Genomic DNA, 12,831 nt, shown 5'->3' with positions numbered 1-12,831 from the left:
GGCGGCCGGCCGCAGGCGTGCGTCGAGGCGGGTGCGGAAATTGCCCCGGCCGTCCGGCCCCGCTCGTGGGCCAACAGGGTTAGGCTTCAGGCGACCGCCCGGACGCCGTGCGCCCGGCGGACACGACAATCGCAAAGACCGTCCACCGCATGGACACGGCTAGTGGTCTAGTCCACAATGGTCACCGAGACACTGGCCGCGACACTCGCGCGAGATGGACGTCAGGCTTCCGCCTTCCCCGCACAGGAGGGCGGACCGAGGAACCGGAGCTCTCTGCCCTGACTGCACCGGCTCCTCGACCTTCGGCCGACAGGGACCGCACACCCCACGGCCGATGTTGCTCCGGGCTGCGGTGCCGGGAGGGTTGAGGGTCCCTCCCAGGCGCCGCGGCCCGCGGGTGTCTCCGGGCCCCGGACGCGGCGGAATCTGGCCGATTTCGATCGCCGTCCGTACCGCCAGGTACGCTCGGCCACGTGCCCTCCATGAACGAACTCGTACGCCAGCACACCGCCCTCGACGACTCCGACCTCGAGTGGCTCCATCTGCTGGTCTCGGAGTGGCAGCTCCTCTCCGACCTCTCCTTCGCCGACCTGGTCCTGTGGGTCCCCACCCGCGACGGCACCCGGTACGTGTCGGTCGCCCAGATGCGGCCCAACACCGGCCCGACCTCGTACCAGGACGACATGGTCGGCCACCTCGTCCCGCGCGGCCGGCGCCCCATGCTGGACATCGCCCTGGACGAGGGCCGGATCGTGCGCGAGGGCGACCCGGAGTGGCGCGAGGAGGTCCCGGTCCGGGTCGAGTCCATCCCCGTGCGGCGCCAGGGGCGCGTCCTCGGCGTCATCGCCCGCAACACCAACCTCCTCACCGTGCGCACGCCGAGCCGTCTGGAGCTCACCTACCTCCAGAGCGCCTCGGACCTCGCGCAGATGATCGCCGCCGGCGCCTTCCCGTTCGAGAACCAGCAGGTCGACATGGACGCCTCGCCCCGCGTCGGCGACGGCCTCATCCGCGTCGACGGCGACGGCATCGTCCAGTACGCCTCCCCGAACGCCCTGTCGGCCTACCACCGGATGGGCCTCGCCGCCGACCTCGTCGGCCACCACCTGGGCCGGACCACGGCCGAACTCGCCCCTTCCCGCGGTCCGGTGGACGAGGCGCTCGCCAAGGTGGCCAGCGGCTGGGCGCCGCGCGAGTTCGAGATCGAGGCCCACGACGGGGTGATCCAGTTCCGCGCCATCCCGCTCAAGCCCAAGGGCACGCGCATCGGTTCGCTGGTGCTGCTGCGCGACGTCACGGAACTGCGCCGCCGTGAACGTGAGTTGATCACCAAGGACGCCACCATCCGGGAGATCCACCACCGGGTGAAGAACAACCTCCAGACGGTGGCGGCCCTGCTCCGGCTCCAGGCCCGGCGCATCGAGTCCGAGCGCGGCCGCGAAGCGCTCGAGGAGGCGGTCCGCCGGGTCGGCTCGATCGCGATCGTGCATGAGACGCTGTCTCAGAACCTGGACGAGCGCGTGGAGTTCGACGAGATCGCCGACCGCGTACTGGCCATGGTCGCCGAGATCTCGCCCGGCAAGGTGACCGGCCGGCGCACCGGCCGTTTCGGCATCCTGGACGCCGAGGTGGCGACGCCGCTGTCGATGGTGCTGACCGAGGTGCTGCAGAACGCGCTGGAGCACGGCTTCCGCGAGGGCGACACCGGCACGGTCGAGGTCTCCGCGGTCCGCGGGGGCACGACGAAGGAGGCGCGGCTGCTGGTCACCGTCCAGGACGACGGTGTCGGCCTGCCCGAGGACTTCGACCCGCACCGCTCCGGCAACCTGGGGCTGCAGATCGTCCGCACGCTGGTCGAGGGGGAGCTGGGCGGCGCCTTCGACATGGTCCCGGCTCCCGAGCGCGGCACCCGGGTGATCCTGGACATCCCGGTGCCGACGGAGAAGTAGGAGCGGCGGGGTGGCAGGAGCGGCGGGGTGGCAGGAGCGGCGGGGCAGTGGGAACAGACGGGTCGGGAACAGCAAAAAGCCCCGGACCGGTGAAGGTCCGAGGCCAGTGCTCATGCGATGCGGGGGAGCATCGGGGGTACTGCGCGCTGCGGCTCGGGGGGCGGGAACTGCGTACTCGCTGTACGCGCCGCCAAGCTCAGGCTGTCAGCAGGGGTGACTGATCAGGCGGAGGCCTGACGAGCCCGGTTGCGGGCGGCGCGGCGCTTCATCGCACGACGCTCGTCCTCGCTGAGACCACCCCAGACGCCGGAGTCCTGGCCGGACTCGAGCGCCCACTGCAGGCACTGCTCCATGACAGGGCAGCGACGGCAGACGGCCTTGGCTTCCTCGATCTGCAGCAGCGCGGGACCGGTGTTGCCGATGGGGAAGAAGAGCTCGGGGTCTTCCTCGCGGCAAACGGCGCGGTGACGCCAGTCCATGGCTGCTACCTCTCCTTGGTATGACTGTGCAGGGTGCTTGTGAATGTGAACGCTTTCACGAATCCCTCAACAAGGGAAGGGCCTACCGCCAGGTTCCCGGCGTGGTCCTTGGAGTTTGAAGAGGGGTTCCGGCGATCTGTGGAGGCCGGTGTTGCGGGCCGTCCTGATCGCCAAGAAGAGACTCGCAAACCTCGGCGATGGATACAACCCCTTCCGGAAAGTTTTTTTTGATTCTTCGGTGTCGACTAGGTCACAGCCGTACTTCTATGGGGTGGACCCTGGCCTAAACGTTCGAGTGAAAGGACTTTTGCCGGTTCTGCTCACACAATCACACGCAGTGCACGGCGTACGCCTGTGAACGTCACACTCGTCCGTAGCCCCAGGTGGTCACCGTCCATCTGGAGGGGCAGCGGCACCTTCGAATGCAAGGTGAAGTCGCTCAGATCGTGCAGCGAGACGGCGTGCTTGCCGCGGGGGCCGCGCTCGGGGGACGAAGTGAGCAACTGGGTGCCATACCGGGCAACCGCGGCCGTCGAGAGCCGACTGAGGCCGAAGACGTCGAGGCCCGTGTCGAACGAGGCCTCGGGCGACGCGTAGATGGGGCGATTGCCGAGAAACGTCCAGGGGCAGGTGTTCGAGACTATGGACAGCACCAGATCGGTGACCGGGTCCTCGCCCGCCCGCTCCAGGGTGATCGTCCCGCTGCGCCGGTGCGGCTCCCCGATGAGCTGGCGCACCACCTGGCGGACGTAGAGGGAGTGGGTGGACTTCTTGCCCTGTTCGCGGTGCTGCTCGACCCGCCCGACCACGCCGGCGTCGAAGCCCAGTCCGGCGTTGAAGGTGAACCAGCGGGAGGGCACGGCCTCGTCCGCCGAGCCCGGGGTGCCGGAGGCCAGTCCCAGGCCGACGGTCCGTTCGCTGCCCTCGCGCAGCGCGTCCAGCAGGGCGCCGGTGGCCTCGACCGCGTGGTTGGGCAGGCCGAGGGCGCGGGCGAAGACGTTGGTGGACCCGCCGGGGACGACCGCGAGTCCCGGCAGGTGCTCCGGGTCGGGTCCGGCGTGCAGCAGGCCGTTGACGACCTCGTTCACCGTGCCGTCGCCGCCGAGGGCCACCACGAGTTCGATGTCGTCGCTCTGCGCGGCCTGCCGGCCGAGGTCGCGCGCGTGGCCGCGGTACTCGGTGGTGACCGCCTCCAGCTTCATCTCGCTCGCGAGCGCGTGGATCAGCACGTCGCGCGTACGCGCGCTCGTGGTGGTTGCCGCCGGATTGACCACGAGAAGTGCACGCATGGTGTGCAGGGTACCTACTGGGCGGTACCCCGGCCCAGGCCGAGGCGGGGATCAGGCGGGAGGGCGGGGCGGGACCGGTCCGCGGGCGCCGGCGCCGGGAGGGCTACCCTTCAGGGGTGAGCAGTGAGCAGAACTCCACCCCCGAAGCCGAAGCCGCCGAAGAGACGGGCCCTCGTCCCGGCCGGCTGACCGCCGCGGCCGCGCTCGCCGCGCTGGAGGGGCTGGCGCTCGTCGTCGGCGGCGTCTGGATGCTCGTGGAGGGGCTCACGGGGCACCCCGACGACCGGACCTCGGCCGTCACCGGCGGCGTCACCCTGATCGTCCTCGCCCTGCTGCCGCTGCTCGCCGCACGAGGGCTGCTGGGCCGGCGCAGCTGGAGCCGGGGACCCGCGGTGATCACACAGATCATGGCGTTGCCGGTGGCCTACAACCTGCTTCAGGCCGACAGCGTCGCCATCCCGGCGGGCATCGTGCTCGCCGTCGTCTCCGTCACGGCGCTGGTCCTGCTCGTGAACCCCACGACGACGCGGGCCCTCGGCATCCGGGGACCTGGCCGTACCGGGGAGCAAGAGGAGTAAACCGAGGAGCGGGAGGAGCAGCCCGCGTCGGTGGCTACTCCTCGACCAGCAGCTTCTCCCGCAGCTGCGCCAGCGTGCGCGCCAGCAGCCGCGACACGTGCATCTGGGAGATCCCGACCTCCTGCGCGATCTGCGACTGGGTCATGTTGCCGAAGAAGCGCAGCAGCAGGATCCGCTTCTCGCGCGGCGGCAGATCCTCCAGCAGCGGCTTGAGCGACTCCCGGTACTCGACGCCCTCCAGCGCCTCGTCCTCGGCCCCGAGGGTGTCCGCGACCGCCGGCGACTCGTCGTCGGTGTCCGGGACGTCCAGGGACAGCGTGGAGTACGCGTTGGCGGACTCCAGGCCCTCCAGGACCTCCTCCTCCGAGATCGACAGCTTCTCGGCGAGCTCGTGGACCGTGGGGGAGCGGCCGTGCAGCTGCGAGAGCTCCGCCGTGGCCGTCGTCAGGGCCAGCCGCAGCTCCTGGAGCCGGCGCGGGACGCGCACCGCCCAGCCCTTGTCCCGGAAGTGCCGCTTGATCTCGCCGACGACCGTCGGGGTCGCGTACGTGGAGAACTCCACCCCGCGGTCCGGGTCGAAGCGGTCGACGGACTTGATGAGTCCGATGGTGGCGACCTGCGTGAGGTCGTCCAGGGGCTCGCCGCGGTTGCGGAAGCGCCGCGCGAGGTGCTCGACGAGCGGCAGGTGCATGCGTACCAGCCGATTGCGCAGCTCCGCGTACTCCGGGGTGTCCTTCGTCAGCGTGCGCAGCTCGGCGAACAGGGCGCGCGCCCCGCTGCGGTCCTGCGGGTCGTGCCGCGTGCCCTGTGTGCCGCGCGCGCCCGGCGCCCGGTCCTCGGAGTGTCGCTCGTGCTCGCTCATCGTCCCGCCCGTCGCCCTCTCCCGAGCCCCCGCCTCCGCTCGGCCGGGCGGGGCGGGCGTGCCCCCGGCCCGCCCGGCCGCGGGCGTGCTCCACACGGCTCCGCCCCCGCTCCCGGCCCCCGCGGGGGTTTCGTCCTCCGGGTGCGGGCGGGCCTGCTCGGGGATGCCGTCGATGCCGTCAGCCATGCGTGGGGCCTCGCTCTCCGCACGTGTGCCGTCGGCCGACAGCTCCCGTGTGCCGCGCTCTTCGTCCCGCACCGGCCCGTCCCCGTTCCTCACGCCGGCCCGGGTCCCGCGCCGCGCTGTTTGTAGAGGCTGATCGAAACGGTTTTGTCCTCGTCCACGGCGGAGGAGACCTTGCCCGCGAGAGCCGACAGGACGGTCCAGGCGAAGGTGTCCCGCGAGGGGGCGTGACCGTCCGTGGTCGGCGCCGAGACAGTGACTTCGAGCGAGTCGTCGACGAGGCGGAAGACGCAACTGAGCACCGAGCCGGGCACGGCCTGCTGCAGCAGGATCGCGCAGGCCTCGTCCACTGCGATGCGCAGGTCCTCGATCTCGTCGAGGGTGAAGTCCAAACGGGCTGCGAGGCCGGCGGTCGCCGTACGCAGCACCGACAGGTAGGCACCCGCGGCCGGCAGCCGGACTTCCACGAAGTCCTGGGTCGCGGGCTCGCCTGCGATCTGGGACACCCTCACCTCCAAGGTGGTACAAGCGTTACAGGGCCGGGGGACGCCCCCCGGGGTAACGCGACGCGTGGTTCAGCGGTGACGTTATCGCGCTCCGAAGTTTCCTGTCCCCGAGACCCCGTCCCCTTGCTGTCACTCATAGTAAACACCCGAACACGCACAGTGGCTAGGGGGTGGGCGGACTCAAATCGGAAGAGCGTGCGCCGGGTTGACGTACCCAGGCGCCGGACGGTCGAACCGTACCCCGGCGCAGTCGTGCGAGAGTCATACGAGCACGTGGTCGACGAAGCACCAGCGCCAGTTCTCCCCGGGCTCGAAGGTCCGCATCAAGGGGTGGCCGGTCTCCTTGTGGTGCGCCGTCGCGTGCTGCCGTGGCGAGGAGTCGCAGCAGCCGACGTGGCCGCAGGTGAGACACAGCCGCAGCTGCACCGGATCCGTGCCCTCGGCCAGGCATTCCGGACAGGTGTCGCTCAGCGGCTCCGGATCCGGGTGCGGCAGCGCGTCGGCGTGCGTGCACTGTTTCATGATGGCCAGGTTACGACGGGGGCGCGGCCGACCGCGCGGAGAAAAGGGTGGGCGAGAACCATGGACGTGATGCCGCTGCTGTTGCTGGTGGCGGGCAGCGCCGCGATCGCCGCCGCGGGACGGCGCACCCCGGTGCCGGCCCCGCTGCTGCTGGTGGCGGCGGGGCTGGCGGTCAGCTACGTCCCCGGGGTGCCCGACTACACCCTCGACCCGCACGTCGTCCTGCCCCTGCTCCTGCCCCCGCTGCTCTACACGGCGGCCACCGACAGCTCCTACCTCGACCTGCGGGCCCAGCTGCGGCCGGTGGCGCTGCTGTCGGTGGGGTACGTGCTCTTCGCCACCTTCGTCGTCGGCTGCGCCGCCTATCTGATCGTGCCGGGGCTGCCGCTGACCGCCGCGCTGGTGCTCGGCGCCGTGGTGGCGCCGCCGGACGCCGTCGCGGCCACGGCGGTCGCCCGCCGGGTGGGACTGCCGTCCCGGATCACCACGATCCTCCAGGGCGAGTCCCTGGTGAACGACGCGACCGCGATCACCGCCTACAAGGTGGCCCTCGCGGCGGCGGTCGGCGAGGGCGCCACCTGGGCCGGCGGCATCGGCGAGTTCCTGCTCGCCGCGGTCGGCGGCGTCGGTGTCGGGCTGGTGCTGATGGTGCCGATCCACTGGCTGCGCACGCACGTGAAGGAGGCCCTGTTCCAGAACACGCTCTCCCTGCTGATCCCCTTCGTCGCGTACGCGGCCGCCGAGCAGGTGCACGCCTCCGGGGTGCTGGCGGTGGTGGTCGTCGCCCTCTACCTCGGCCACCGCGCGTGGGAGGTCGATTTCGCCACCCGCCTCCAGGAGGAGGCGGTCTGGAAGATGGTCGCCTTCGTCCTGGAGTCGGCCGTGTTCGCCCTGATCGGACTGCAACTGCCCGTCGTCCTCAAGGGCCTCGGGGCGTACGAGGGCCTCGACGCGGCCTGGTACGCGCTCGCCGTCTTCCTGGTCGTCGCCGCAGCCCGGTTCGTGTGGGTGTATCCGGCGGCCTTCCTGCCGCGGCTGCTGTCGGCACGCATCCGCGCGCGCGAGGAGGACCCCGGCTGGAAGGGACCGTTCGTGATCGGCTGGGCCGGCATGCGGGGCGTGGTCTCGCTGGCCATCGCCTTCTCCATCCCGCTCACCGTGCACGGCGGCGCGCCCTTCCCCGAGCGCAACCTCGTCCTGTTCCTGACCTTCACCACGGTCATCGGCACGCTGGTCGTACAGGGGGTGACCCTGCCCCCGCTGATCCGGCTGCTGAAGTTCCCGTCCCGCGACGTGCAGGCCGAGACGCTCGCGGAGGCCAACGCCCAGGCGCAGGCCTCCCGGGTCGCCGAACAGCGCCTGGACGATCTGCTCGCCGACGAGCGCAACGCCCTGCCGGCGCCCCTGGCCGACCGCCTGCGCACGGTCATGGAGCGCCGCCGCAACGCCGTCTGGGAACGCCTCGGCCAGGCCAACCCCGTCACCGGCGAGAGCGTGGACGACACCTACCGGCGGTTGTCCCGGGAGATGATCAGCGCCGAGCGCGAGGTGTTCGTCCGGCTGCGGGACGGCCGGTACATCGACGACGAGATGCTGAGGACGCTGCTGCGCCGCCTGGACCTGGAGGAGGCGGCGGCGTTCCGGGAGACGGCGTAGGGGGCCGGGCCGCCCCCGACGAGACGGTGCGCCCGTCGCCCGCGCCGTGCGGGAGCGGCGGCGCCGGGCCCGGCCCGTCGGCCCGGATCGGGTCCTCGAGGGTGCCGGGCGAGGACGCCTGTCACGGGAAGGGGCGGCCGGTGACGACCGCGGCGAGGGTCGTTCCCCGGGGGAAGGCGCCCTCCTCGGCCAGTGCGAGCAGGCCGTACAGCATCTTGGCGACGTAGACGCGCTCCACGGGGAGGCCGTGGCGTCGTTCGAAGTCCTCGGCGAACGAGTCGAGCTCGGGCGTGACGCGGGCGTAGCCGCCGCAGTGGAAGCGCTCGTCGAGGCTCCAGGTGCCGCGAGGCCCGCCGAACGCCCGCTGCTGGAGCCTGCGTACCTCGTCGGCCAGGAAACCTCCTTTGAGCACCGGTATCCCGAGCGCTCGCCGGCCTCGGGGGAGTCCGGCGGCCAGCCCGGCGAGGGTGCCGCCGGTTCCGCAGGCGAGCGCGACGACGTCGGCGTGCCCGGCCAGTTCCCCGCCGAGGGCCCGGCAGCCGCGGACGGCCGCGGCGTTGCTGCCGCCCTCGGGGACGACGACCGCGTCCTCGGCACCGACCGCCCGCAGCAGGGCCGCCAGGGTCCCGGGCTCGGTCTTGCGGCGGTACGTCGAGCGGTCGGCGAAGTGCAGCCGCATGCCGTCGGCCACGCACCGGGCCAGGGAGGGGTTGAGCGGCCGGCCGGCCAGCTCGTGGCCGCGCACCACGCCGACCGTGGGCAGCCCGAGCAGCCGGCCCGCGGCGGCGGTGGCGCGCAGGTGATTGGAGTACGCGCCCCCGAAGGTGACGACGGTACGGCCGCGCGCCGTGGCGAGAGTCGGCGCGAGTTTGCGCCACTTGTTGCCGACCAGGTCCGGATGGATCAGATCGTCGCGCTTCAGCAGCAGCCGCACCCCGCGCCGCTCGAACCGCTCGTCCACGGCCTCCTGCAACGGCGAGGGCAGCCGGGGGCGCAGGGCGGCGAGGTCGGACGTGTCGGCGCTGGTCACCCTGCCATTGTCACGCCGCTCCGCGCGCGGCGTCCGCGGTCACTTCAGCCGGTCCCGGATCCGCGCCCGCATCGACGCCATCGTGAACCCCCGCGGGTCCACCTTCCCGGGCTGCCACTCCAGGTGGCCGATGACGGAACGTTCCGTCCAGCCGTGGTGGCGGCAGACCGCGGCGGCGGCCCGCTCGATCGCCTCCAGCTGCGCCGCCGACCAGGGGTCCTCGCCGTCGCCCAGGTTCTCGCACTCGAAGCCGTAGAAGTGCCGGTTGCCGTCGGTGTTCGCCTCGTTGTCCCGGGGCAGCGCCTTCTCCGCGATCACCGCGCGCAGGACGTCGTCGTCGCCGAGCCCGGCGTGGTTGGCCCGGCCGTAGCCGACCAGGTGGACCTTGCCGTCCTTGGTGACGACCCCGTGGCACAGCGGCCCCGGCAGACCCTCGTAACCCTTGCGGCAGATCTCGACGGTCCGCGCGCTGCCCTTGGTGACCGTGTGGTGGATCATCACGCCGTGGACGGGGCCCCACGGACCCTTGTGGTTGCGGTTGTGGTGCCGCCAGTCGCCGACCTCGACGACGGTGAGCCCCTCCGCCTTCAGGGCCTTGAGGAAACTGCCCGCGGACATGGGTGAGGCCATGGCCGACTCCTTCACGCTGCGCGACGACCGCCGAGCGCGACCGCCTCGTAGGGTGCTTGTACCGAAACGGAGCCGCCCCTACGACTCGTTCGGGCCGTGTGCGAGCCGATCCGGACAATCCCGGGCGACGGCGGGGCGCGGCCTCGCGCGGACGGGCGAGCCCTTCTTTCTGCCCCGGCCGATCAGGTTCCATTCCCGCTCTTTCGTGTAATAGCACCGGTACGGTGCGTGATGAATGCTGAGCCCTGCACATCGATGCCGGGGCGCAGGCGCCCGGCATGACCGGGAGGGCAATTCCTTATGTCGGTAGGCGAAGAGGTCCGCACCGAGCAGACCAGGCCGCAGCAGAGCCTCGGCACGGCGGCCGCGCGGAACCTGGCCACCACCACCAAGTCCGTACCCCAGATGCAGGAGATCAGCTCGCGCTGGCTGCTGCGCACGCTTCCCTGGGTGGACGTCCAAGGCGGCACGTACCGCGTGAACCGGCGCCTGACCTTCGCCGTCGGCGACGGCCGGGTGACGTTCGTGAAGACCGGAGACCGCGTCGAGGTCATCCCCGCGGAACTGGGCGAGCTGCCGGCCCTGCGGTCGTACGAGGACGAGGAGGTGCTGTCGGAACTCGCCCAGCGCTGTGAGCAGCGGGAGTTCGGCCCGGGTGAGGTGATCGCCTCCTTCGGCGGTCAGGCCGACGAGGTCTACCTGCTGGCGCACGGCAAGGTCGAGAAGATCGGCACCGGTCCGTACGGCGACGACGCGGTCCTCGGAGTCCTCGCCGACGGCGCCTACTTCGGCGACCGGGCGCTGCTCGACGGGGACGCCATCTGGGAGTACACCGCCCGCACGGTGACCGCCTGCACGGTGCTCGTGCTGCCCCGCCAGGAGGTGGAGCGGATCGCGGAGCGCGCGGACTCCCTGCGCGAGCACCTCCAGCGGCAGCGCTCGATCCCCGAGCAGCGCACCAACAAGCACGGCGAGAAGGCCATCGACCTCGCCGCCGGCCACCGCGGCGAGCCGGACATCCCGCACACCTTCGTCGACTACGAGGCGCGTCCCCGTGAGTACGAACTGAGCGTCGCCCAGACCGTGCTGCGCATCCACTCGCGCGTGGCCGACCTCTACAACCAGCCGATGAACCAGACGGAGCAGCAGATCCGGCTGACGGTGGAGGCGCTGAAGGAGCGCCAGGAGCACGAACTGATCAACAACCGCGAGTTCGGGCTGCTGCACAACTGCGAGTACGACCAGCGGCTCCAGCCCCACGACGGCGTGCCCGGTCCGGACGATCTGGACGAGCTGCTCAGCCGTCGGCGTGGCACCAAGCTGCTCCTCGCCCACCCCCGGGCGATCGCCGCCATCGGACGTGAGCTCAACAAGCGGGGCCTGGTCCCCGAGACGATCGACATCGCCGGCAACCGCATCCCCACCTGGCGCGGGGTGCCCATCTACCCCTGCAACAAGATCCCGGTCACCGAGGCCCGCACGACCTCGATCATCGCGATGCGTACCGGCGAGGCGGACCAGGGGGTCATCGGCCTGCGGGCCACCGGCATCCCGGACGAGATCGAGCCGAGCCTGTCGGTGCGGTTCATGGGCATCAACGAACAGGCCATCATCAAGTACCTGGTCACGGCCTACTACTCGGCCGCGGTCCTCGTGCCCGATGCGCTCGGCGTCCTGGAGAACGTCGAGATCGGCCGCTGGCGGTGACGCCTGTCTCCCGAACGCCGTGTTCCCGCCCGCCCGGGCGGGTACACCCCCCGGGGTACGGAGGCGGACGCATGGGGGAGGTGAGCCGATGACGGAGGCAGCGCACGGCGCCGCCGAGGCGCCCCGTCCCACCAGGACTCTGGAACGGCACGGGACCATCGGCGGGCAGCGCTCCCAGGAGCCGGGGGCGGCTCCCGCGGGGCCGGGGCCGGCGGTGTCCGGCGGCCCCGAGGACACGGTGTCCGACGGGCACGAGGCGGTGGAGCTCCTGCGCCGGTCGCGGGCCTCGGTCGACCCCGAACTGCGGTCCGCCCTCGCGTCGCTCCCCACCGCCATGCGCCGGGTCGCGCTCTACCACTTCGGCTGGCAGCACGCGGACGGCACACCCGCCTCCGGGAACGCGGGCAAGGCGATCCGCCCCGCCCTCGTTCTCACGTCGGCCGCCGCGCTCGGCGGGGAGGGGGCCCGGGCGGCGGCGGTGCGGGCGGCGGCGGCGGTGGAGCTGGTCCACAACTTCACACTGCTGCACGACGACGTGATGGACCGGGACGTCACCCGACGCCACCGGCCGACCGCCTGGACCGTGTTCGGCGACGCCGACGCGATCCTCGCGGGGGACGCCCTGCAGGCGCTGGCCCTGCGACTGCTCGCGGCGGACCCGCATCCGGCGGCCGCCGCGGCGGCCGCCCGGCTGGCGGACTGCGTCATCGAGCTGTGCGAGGGGCAGCAGGCGGACACCGCCATGGAACGGCGCCGCCCCGACGAGGTCACCCTCGCCGAGACGCTCGCGATGGCCGAGGCCAAGACCGGCGCGCTGCTGGGATGCGCCTGCGCGCTGGGCGCGCTGTACGCCGGCGCGCCCGACGAGGACGTCCAGGCGCTGGACGCCTTCGGCCGCGAGGCCGGCCTGGCCTTCCAGCTCATCGATGACGTCATCGGCATATGGGGCGACCCGGGCCGCACCGGGAAACCGGCCGGTGCGGACCTGGCCGCCCGCAAGAAGTCGCTGCCCGTGGTCGCCGCCCTCGCCGCCGGCACCCCGGAGGCCGCCGCCCTCGCCGAGCTGTACGCGGAACCGTACGCGGAGGACGAGGAGGACCTGGAACGCACGGCGCTGGCCGTGGAGCGGGCGGGCGGCCGGGACTGGGCGCAGGTCCAGGCGGCCGACCGGATGGCGCGGGCCGTGCAGGAGCTCGCCCGTGCGGTGCCCGAGCCGGAGGCGGCGGGCGGCCTGCTCGCGCTGGCCGAGTTCGTGACCCGGCGCAGCACCTGACGGCCACGGCCGAGCAGGACCCCGGAGCCCGTACAGGGCCGTTCGGCACCTGACCGCCGTACGGCCGCACCGCCGAGGGCTCCGGTCCGGCGGGCCCCGCACTTCCCCACGGTGTGCGGGGCCCGCCACCCCGCAGACGTACCGCGCGGAGCAGGTGTCTAGGCTCA

Annotated in this window: 12 protein-coding genes; 5 read left to right on the top strand and 7 right to left on the bottom strand. The window is 72.2% G+C overall.

The window, feature by feature from the left end:
- Positions 1 to 473: 473 nt before the first annotated feature.
- On the top strand, positions 474 to 1,949 hold the full coding sequence (locus ACZ4V6_RS13070) for a sensor histidine kinase (RefSeq protein WP_467826017.1): 1,476 nt from the start codon (positions 474 to 476) through the stop codon (positions 1,947 to 1,949).
- Between the two features lie 221 nt (positions 1,950 to 2,170).
- On the opposite strand, the gene ACZ4V6_RS13065 is transcribed toward ACZ4V6_RS13070, so the two are convergent.
- The gene (locus ACZ4V6_RS13065; RefSeq protein ID WP_003973730.1) at positions 2,171 to 2,428 is read right to left on the bottom strand and encodes a WhiB family transcriptional regulator; all 258 of its coding nucleotides are present in this window, start codon (positions 2,426 to 2,428) and stop codon (positions 2,171 to 2,173) included.
- Positions 2,429 to 2,748: 320 nt separating this feature from the next.
- Positions 2,749 to 3,717, bottom strand: coding sequence for a diacylglycerol/lipid kinase family protein (locus ACZ4V6_RS13060; RefSeq protein ID WP_467826014.1), 969 nt, complete (start codon positions 3,715 to 3,717; stop codon positions 2,749 to 2,751).
- Positions 3,718 to 3,833: 116 nt separating this feature from the next.
- On the opposite strand from ACZ4V6_RS13060, the gene ACZ4V6_RS13055 reads away from it, so the two are divergent.
- Entirely contained in the window at positions 3,834 to 4,295 is a 462-nt protein-coding gene (locus tag ACZ4V6_RS13055; protein WP_467826012.1) for a hypothetical protein, read from the top strand.
- A gap of 34 nt (positions 4,296 to 4,329) precedes the next feature.
- Here the strand turns inward: ACZ4V6_RS13055 and ACZ4V6_RS13050 are convergent, their stop codons facing one another.
- From ACZ4V6_RS13050 to ACZ4V6_RS13040, 3 genes are all read right to left on the bottom strand, one after another.
- Positions 4,330 to 5,415, bottom strand: coding sequence for an RNA polymerase sigma factor SigF (locus tag ACZ4V6_RS13050; protein WP_467826011.1), 1,086 nt, complete (start codon positions 5,413 to 5,415; stop codon positions 4,330 to 4,332).
- 17 nt (positions 5,416 to 5,432) lie between these two features.
- A complete protein-coding gene (locus ACZ4V6_RS13045; RefSeq protein WP_004925829.1) occupies positions 5,433 to 5,846 on the bottom strand; it encodes an ATP-binding protein in 414 nt (137 codons plus the stop codon).
- Positions 5,847 to 6,107: 261 nt separating this feature from the next.
- The gene (locus tag ACZ4V6_RS13040) at positions 6,108 to 6,368 is read right to left on the bottom strand and encodes a UBP-type zinc finger domain-containing protein (RefSeq protein WP_467826008.1); all 261 of its coding nucleotides are present in this window, start codon (positions 6,366 to 6,368) and stop codon (positions 6,108 to 6,110) included.
- Positions 6,369 to 6,428: 60 nt separating this feature from the next.
- Here ACZ4V6_RS13040 and ACZ4V6_RS13035 point away from each other — a divergent pair, with 60 nt between their 5' ends.
- The gene (locus ACZ4V6_RS13035; protein WP_467826005.1) at positions 6,429 to 8,024 is read left to right on the top strand and encodes a Na+/H+ antiporter; all 1,596 of its coding nucleotides are present in this window, start codon (positions 6,429 to 6,431) and stop codon (positions 8,022 to 8,024) included.
- Between the two features lie 121 nt (positions 8,025 to 8,145).
- On the opposite strand, the gene ACZ4V6_RS13030 is transcribed toward ACZ4V6_RS13035, so the two are convergent.
- Together ACZ4V6_RS13030 and ACZ4V6_RS13025 are read right to left on the bottom strand one after the other, a co-directional pair.
- A complete protein-coding gene (locus ACZ4V6_RS13030; protein ID WP_467826004.1) occupies positions 8,146 to 9,054 on the bottom strand; it encodes a 1-aminocyclopropane-1-carboxylate deaminase/D-cysteine desulfhydrase in 909 nt (302 codons plus the stop codon).
- 39 nt (positions 9,055 to 9,093) lie between these two features.
- The gene (locus tag ACZ4V6_RS13025; RefSeq protein ID WP_467826001.1) at positions 9,094 to 9,684 is read right to left on the bottom strand and encodes an N-acetylmuramoyl-L-alanine amidase; all 591 of its coding nucleotides are present in this window, start codon (positions 9,682 to 9,684) and stop codon (positions 9,094 to 9,096) included.
- Between the two features lie 300 nt (positions 9,685 to 9,984).
- Here ACZ4V6_RS13025 and ACZ4V6_RS13020 point away from each other — a divergent pair, with 300 nt between their 5' ends.
- Both ACZ4V6_RS13020 and ACZ4V6_RS13015 read left to right on the top strand, forming a co-directional pair.
- A complete protein-coding gene (locus ACZ4V6_RS13020; RefSeq protein ID WP_467825998.1) occupies positions 9,985 to 11,391 on the top strand; it encodes a family 2B encapsulin nanocompartment shell protein in 1,407 nt (468 codons plus the stop codon).
- 88 nt (positions 11,392 to 11,479) lie between these two features.
- A complete protein-coding gene (locus ACZ4V6_RS13015) occupies positions 11,480 to 12,664 on the top strand; it encodes a family 2 encapsulin nanocompartment cargo protein polyprenyl transferase (protein ID WP_467825996.1) in 1,185 nt (394 codons plus the stop codon).
- Positions 12,665 to 12,831: the final 167 nt, after the last annotated feature.

It is taken from the genome of Streptomyces sp. NPDC029152 (genome assembly GCF_055564355.1).
This window is presented reverse-complemented; position numbering and strand designations above follow the sequence as displayed.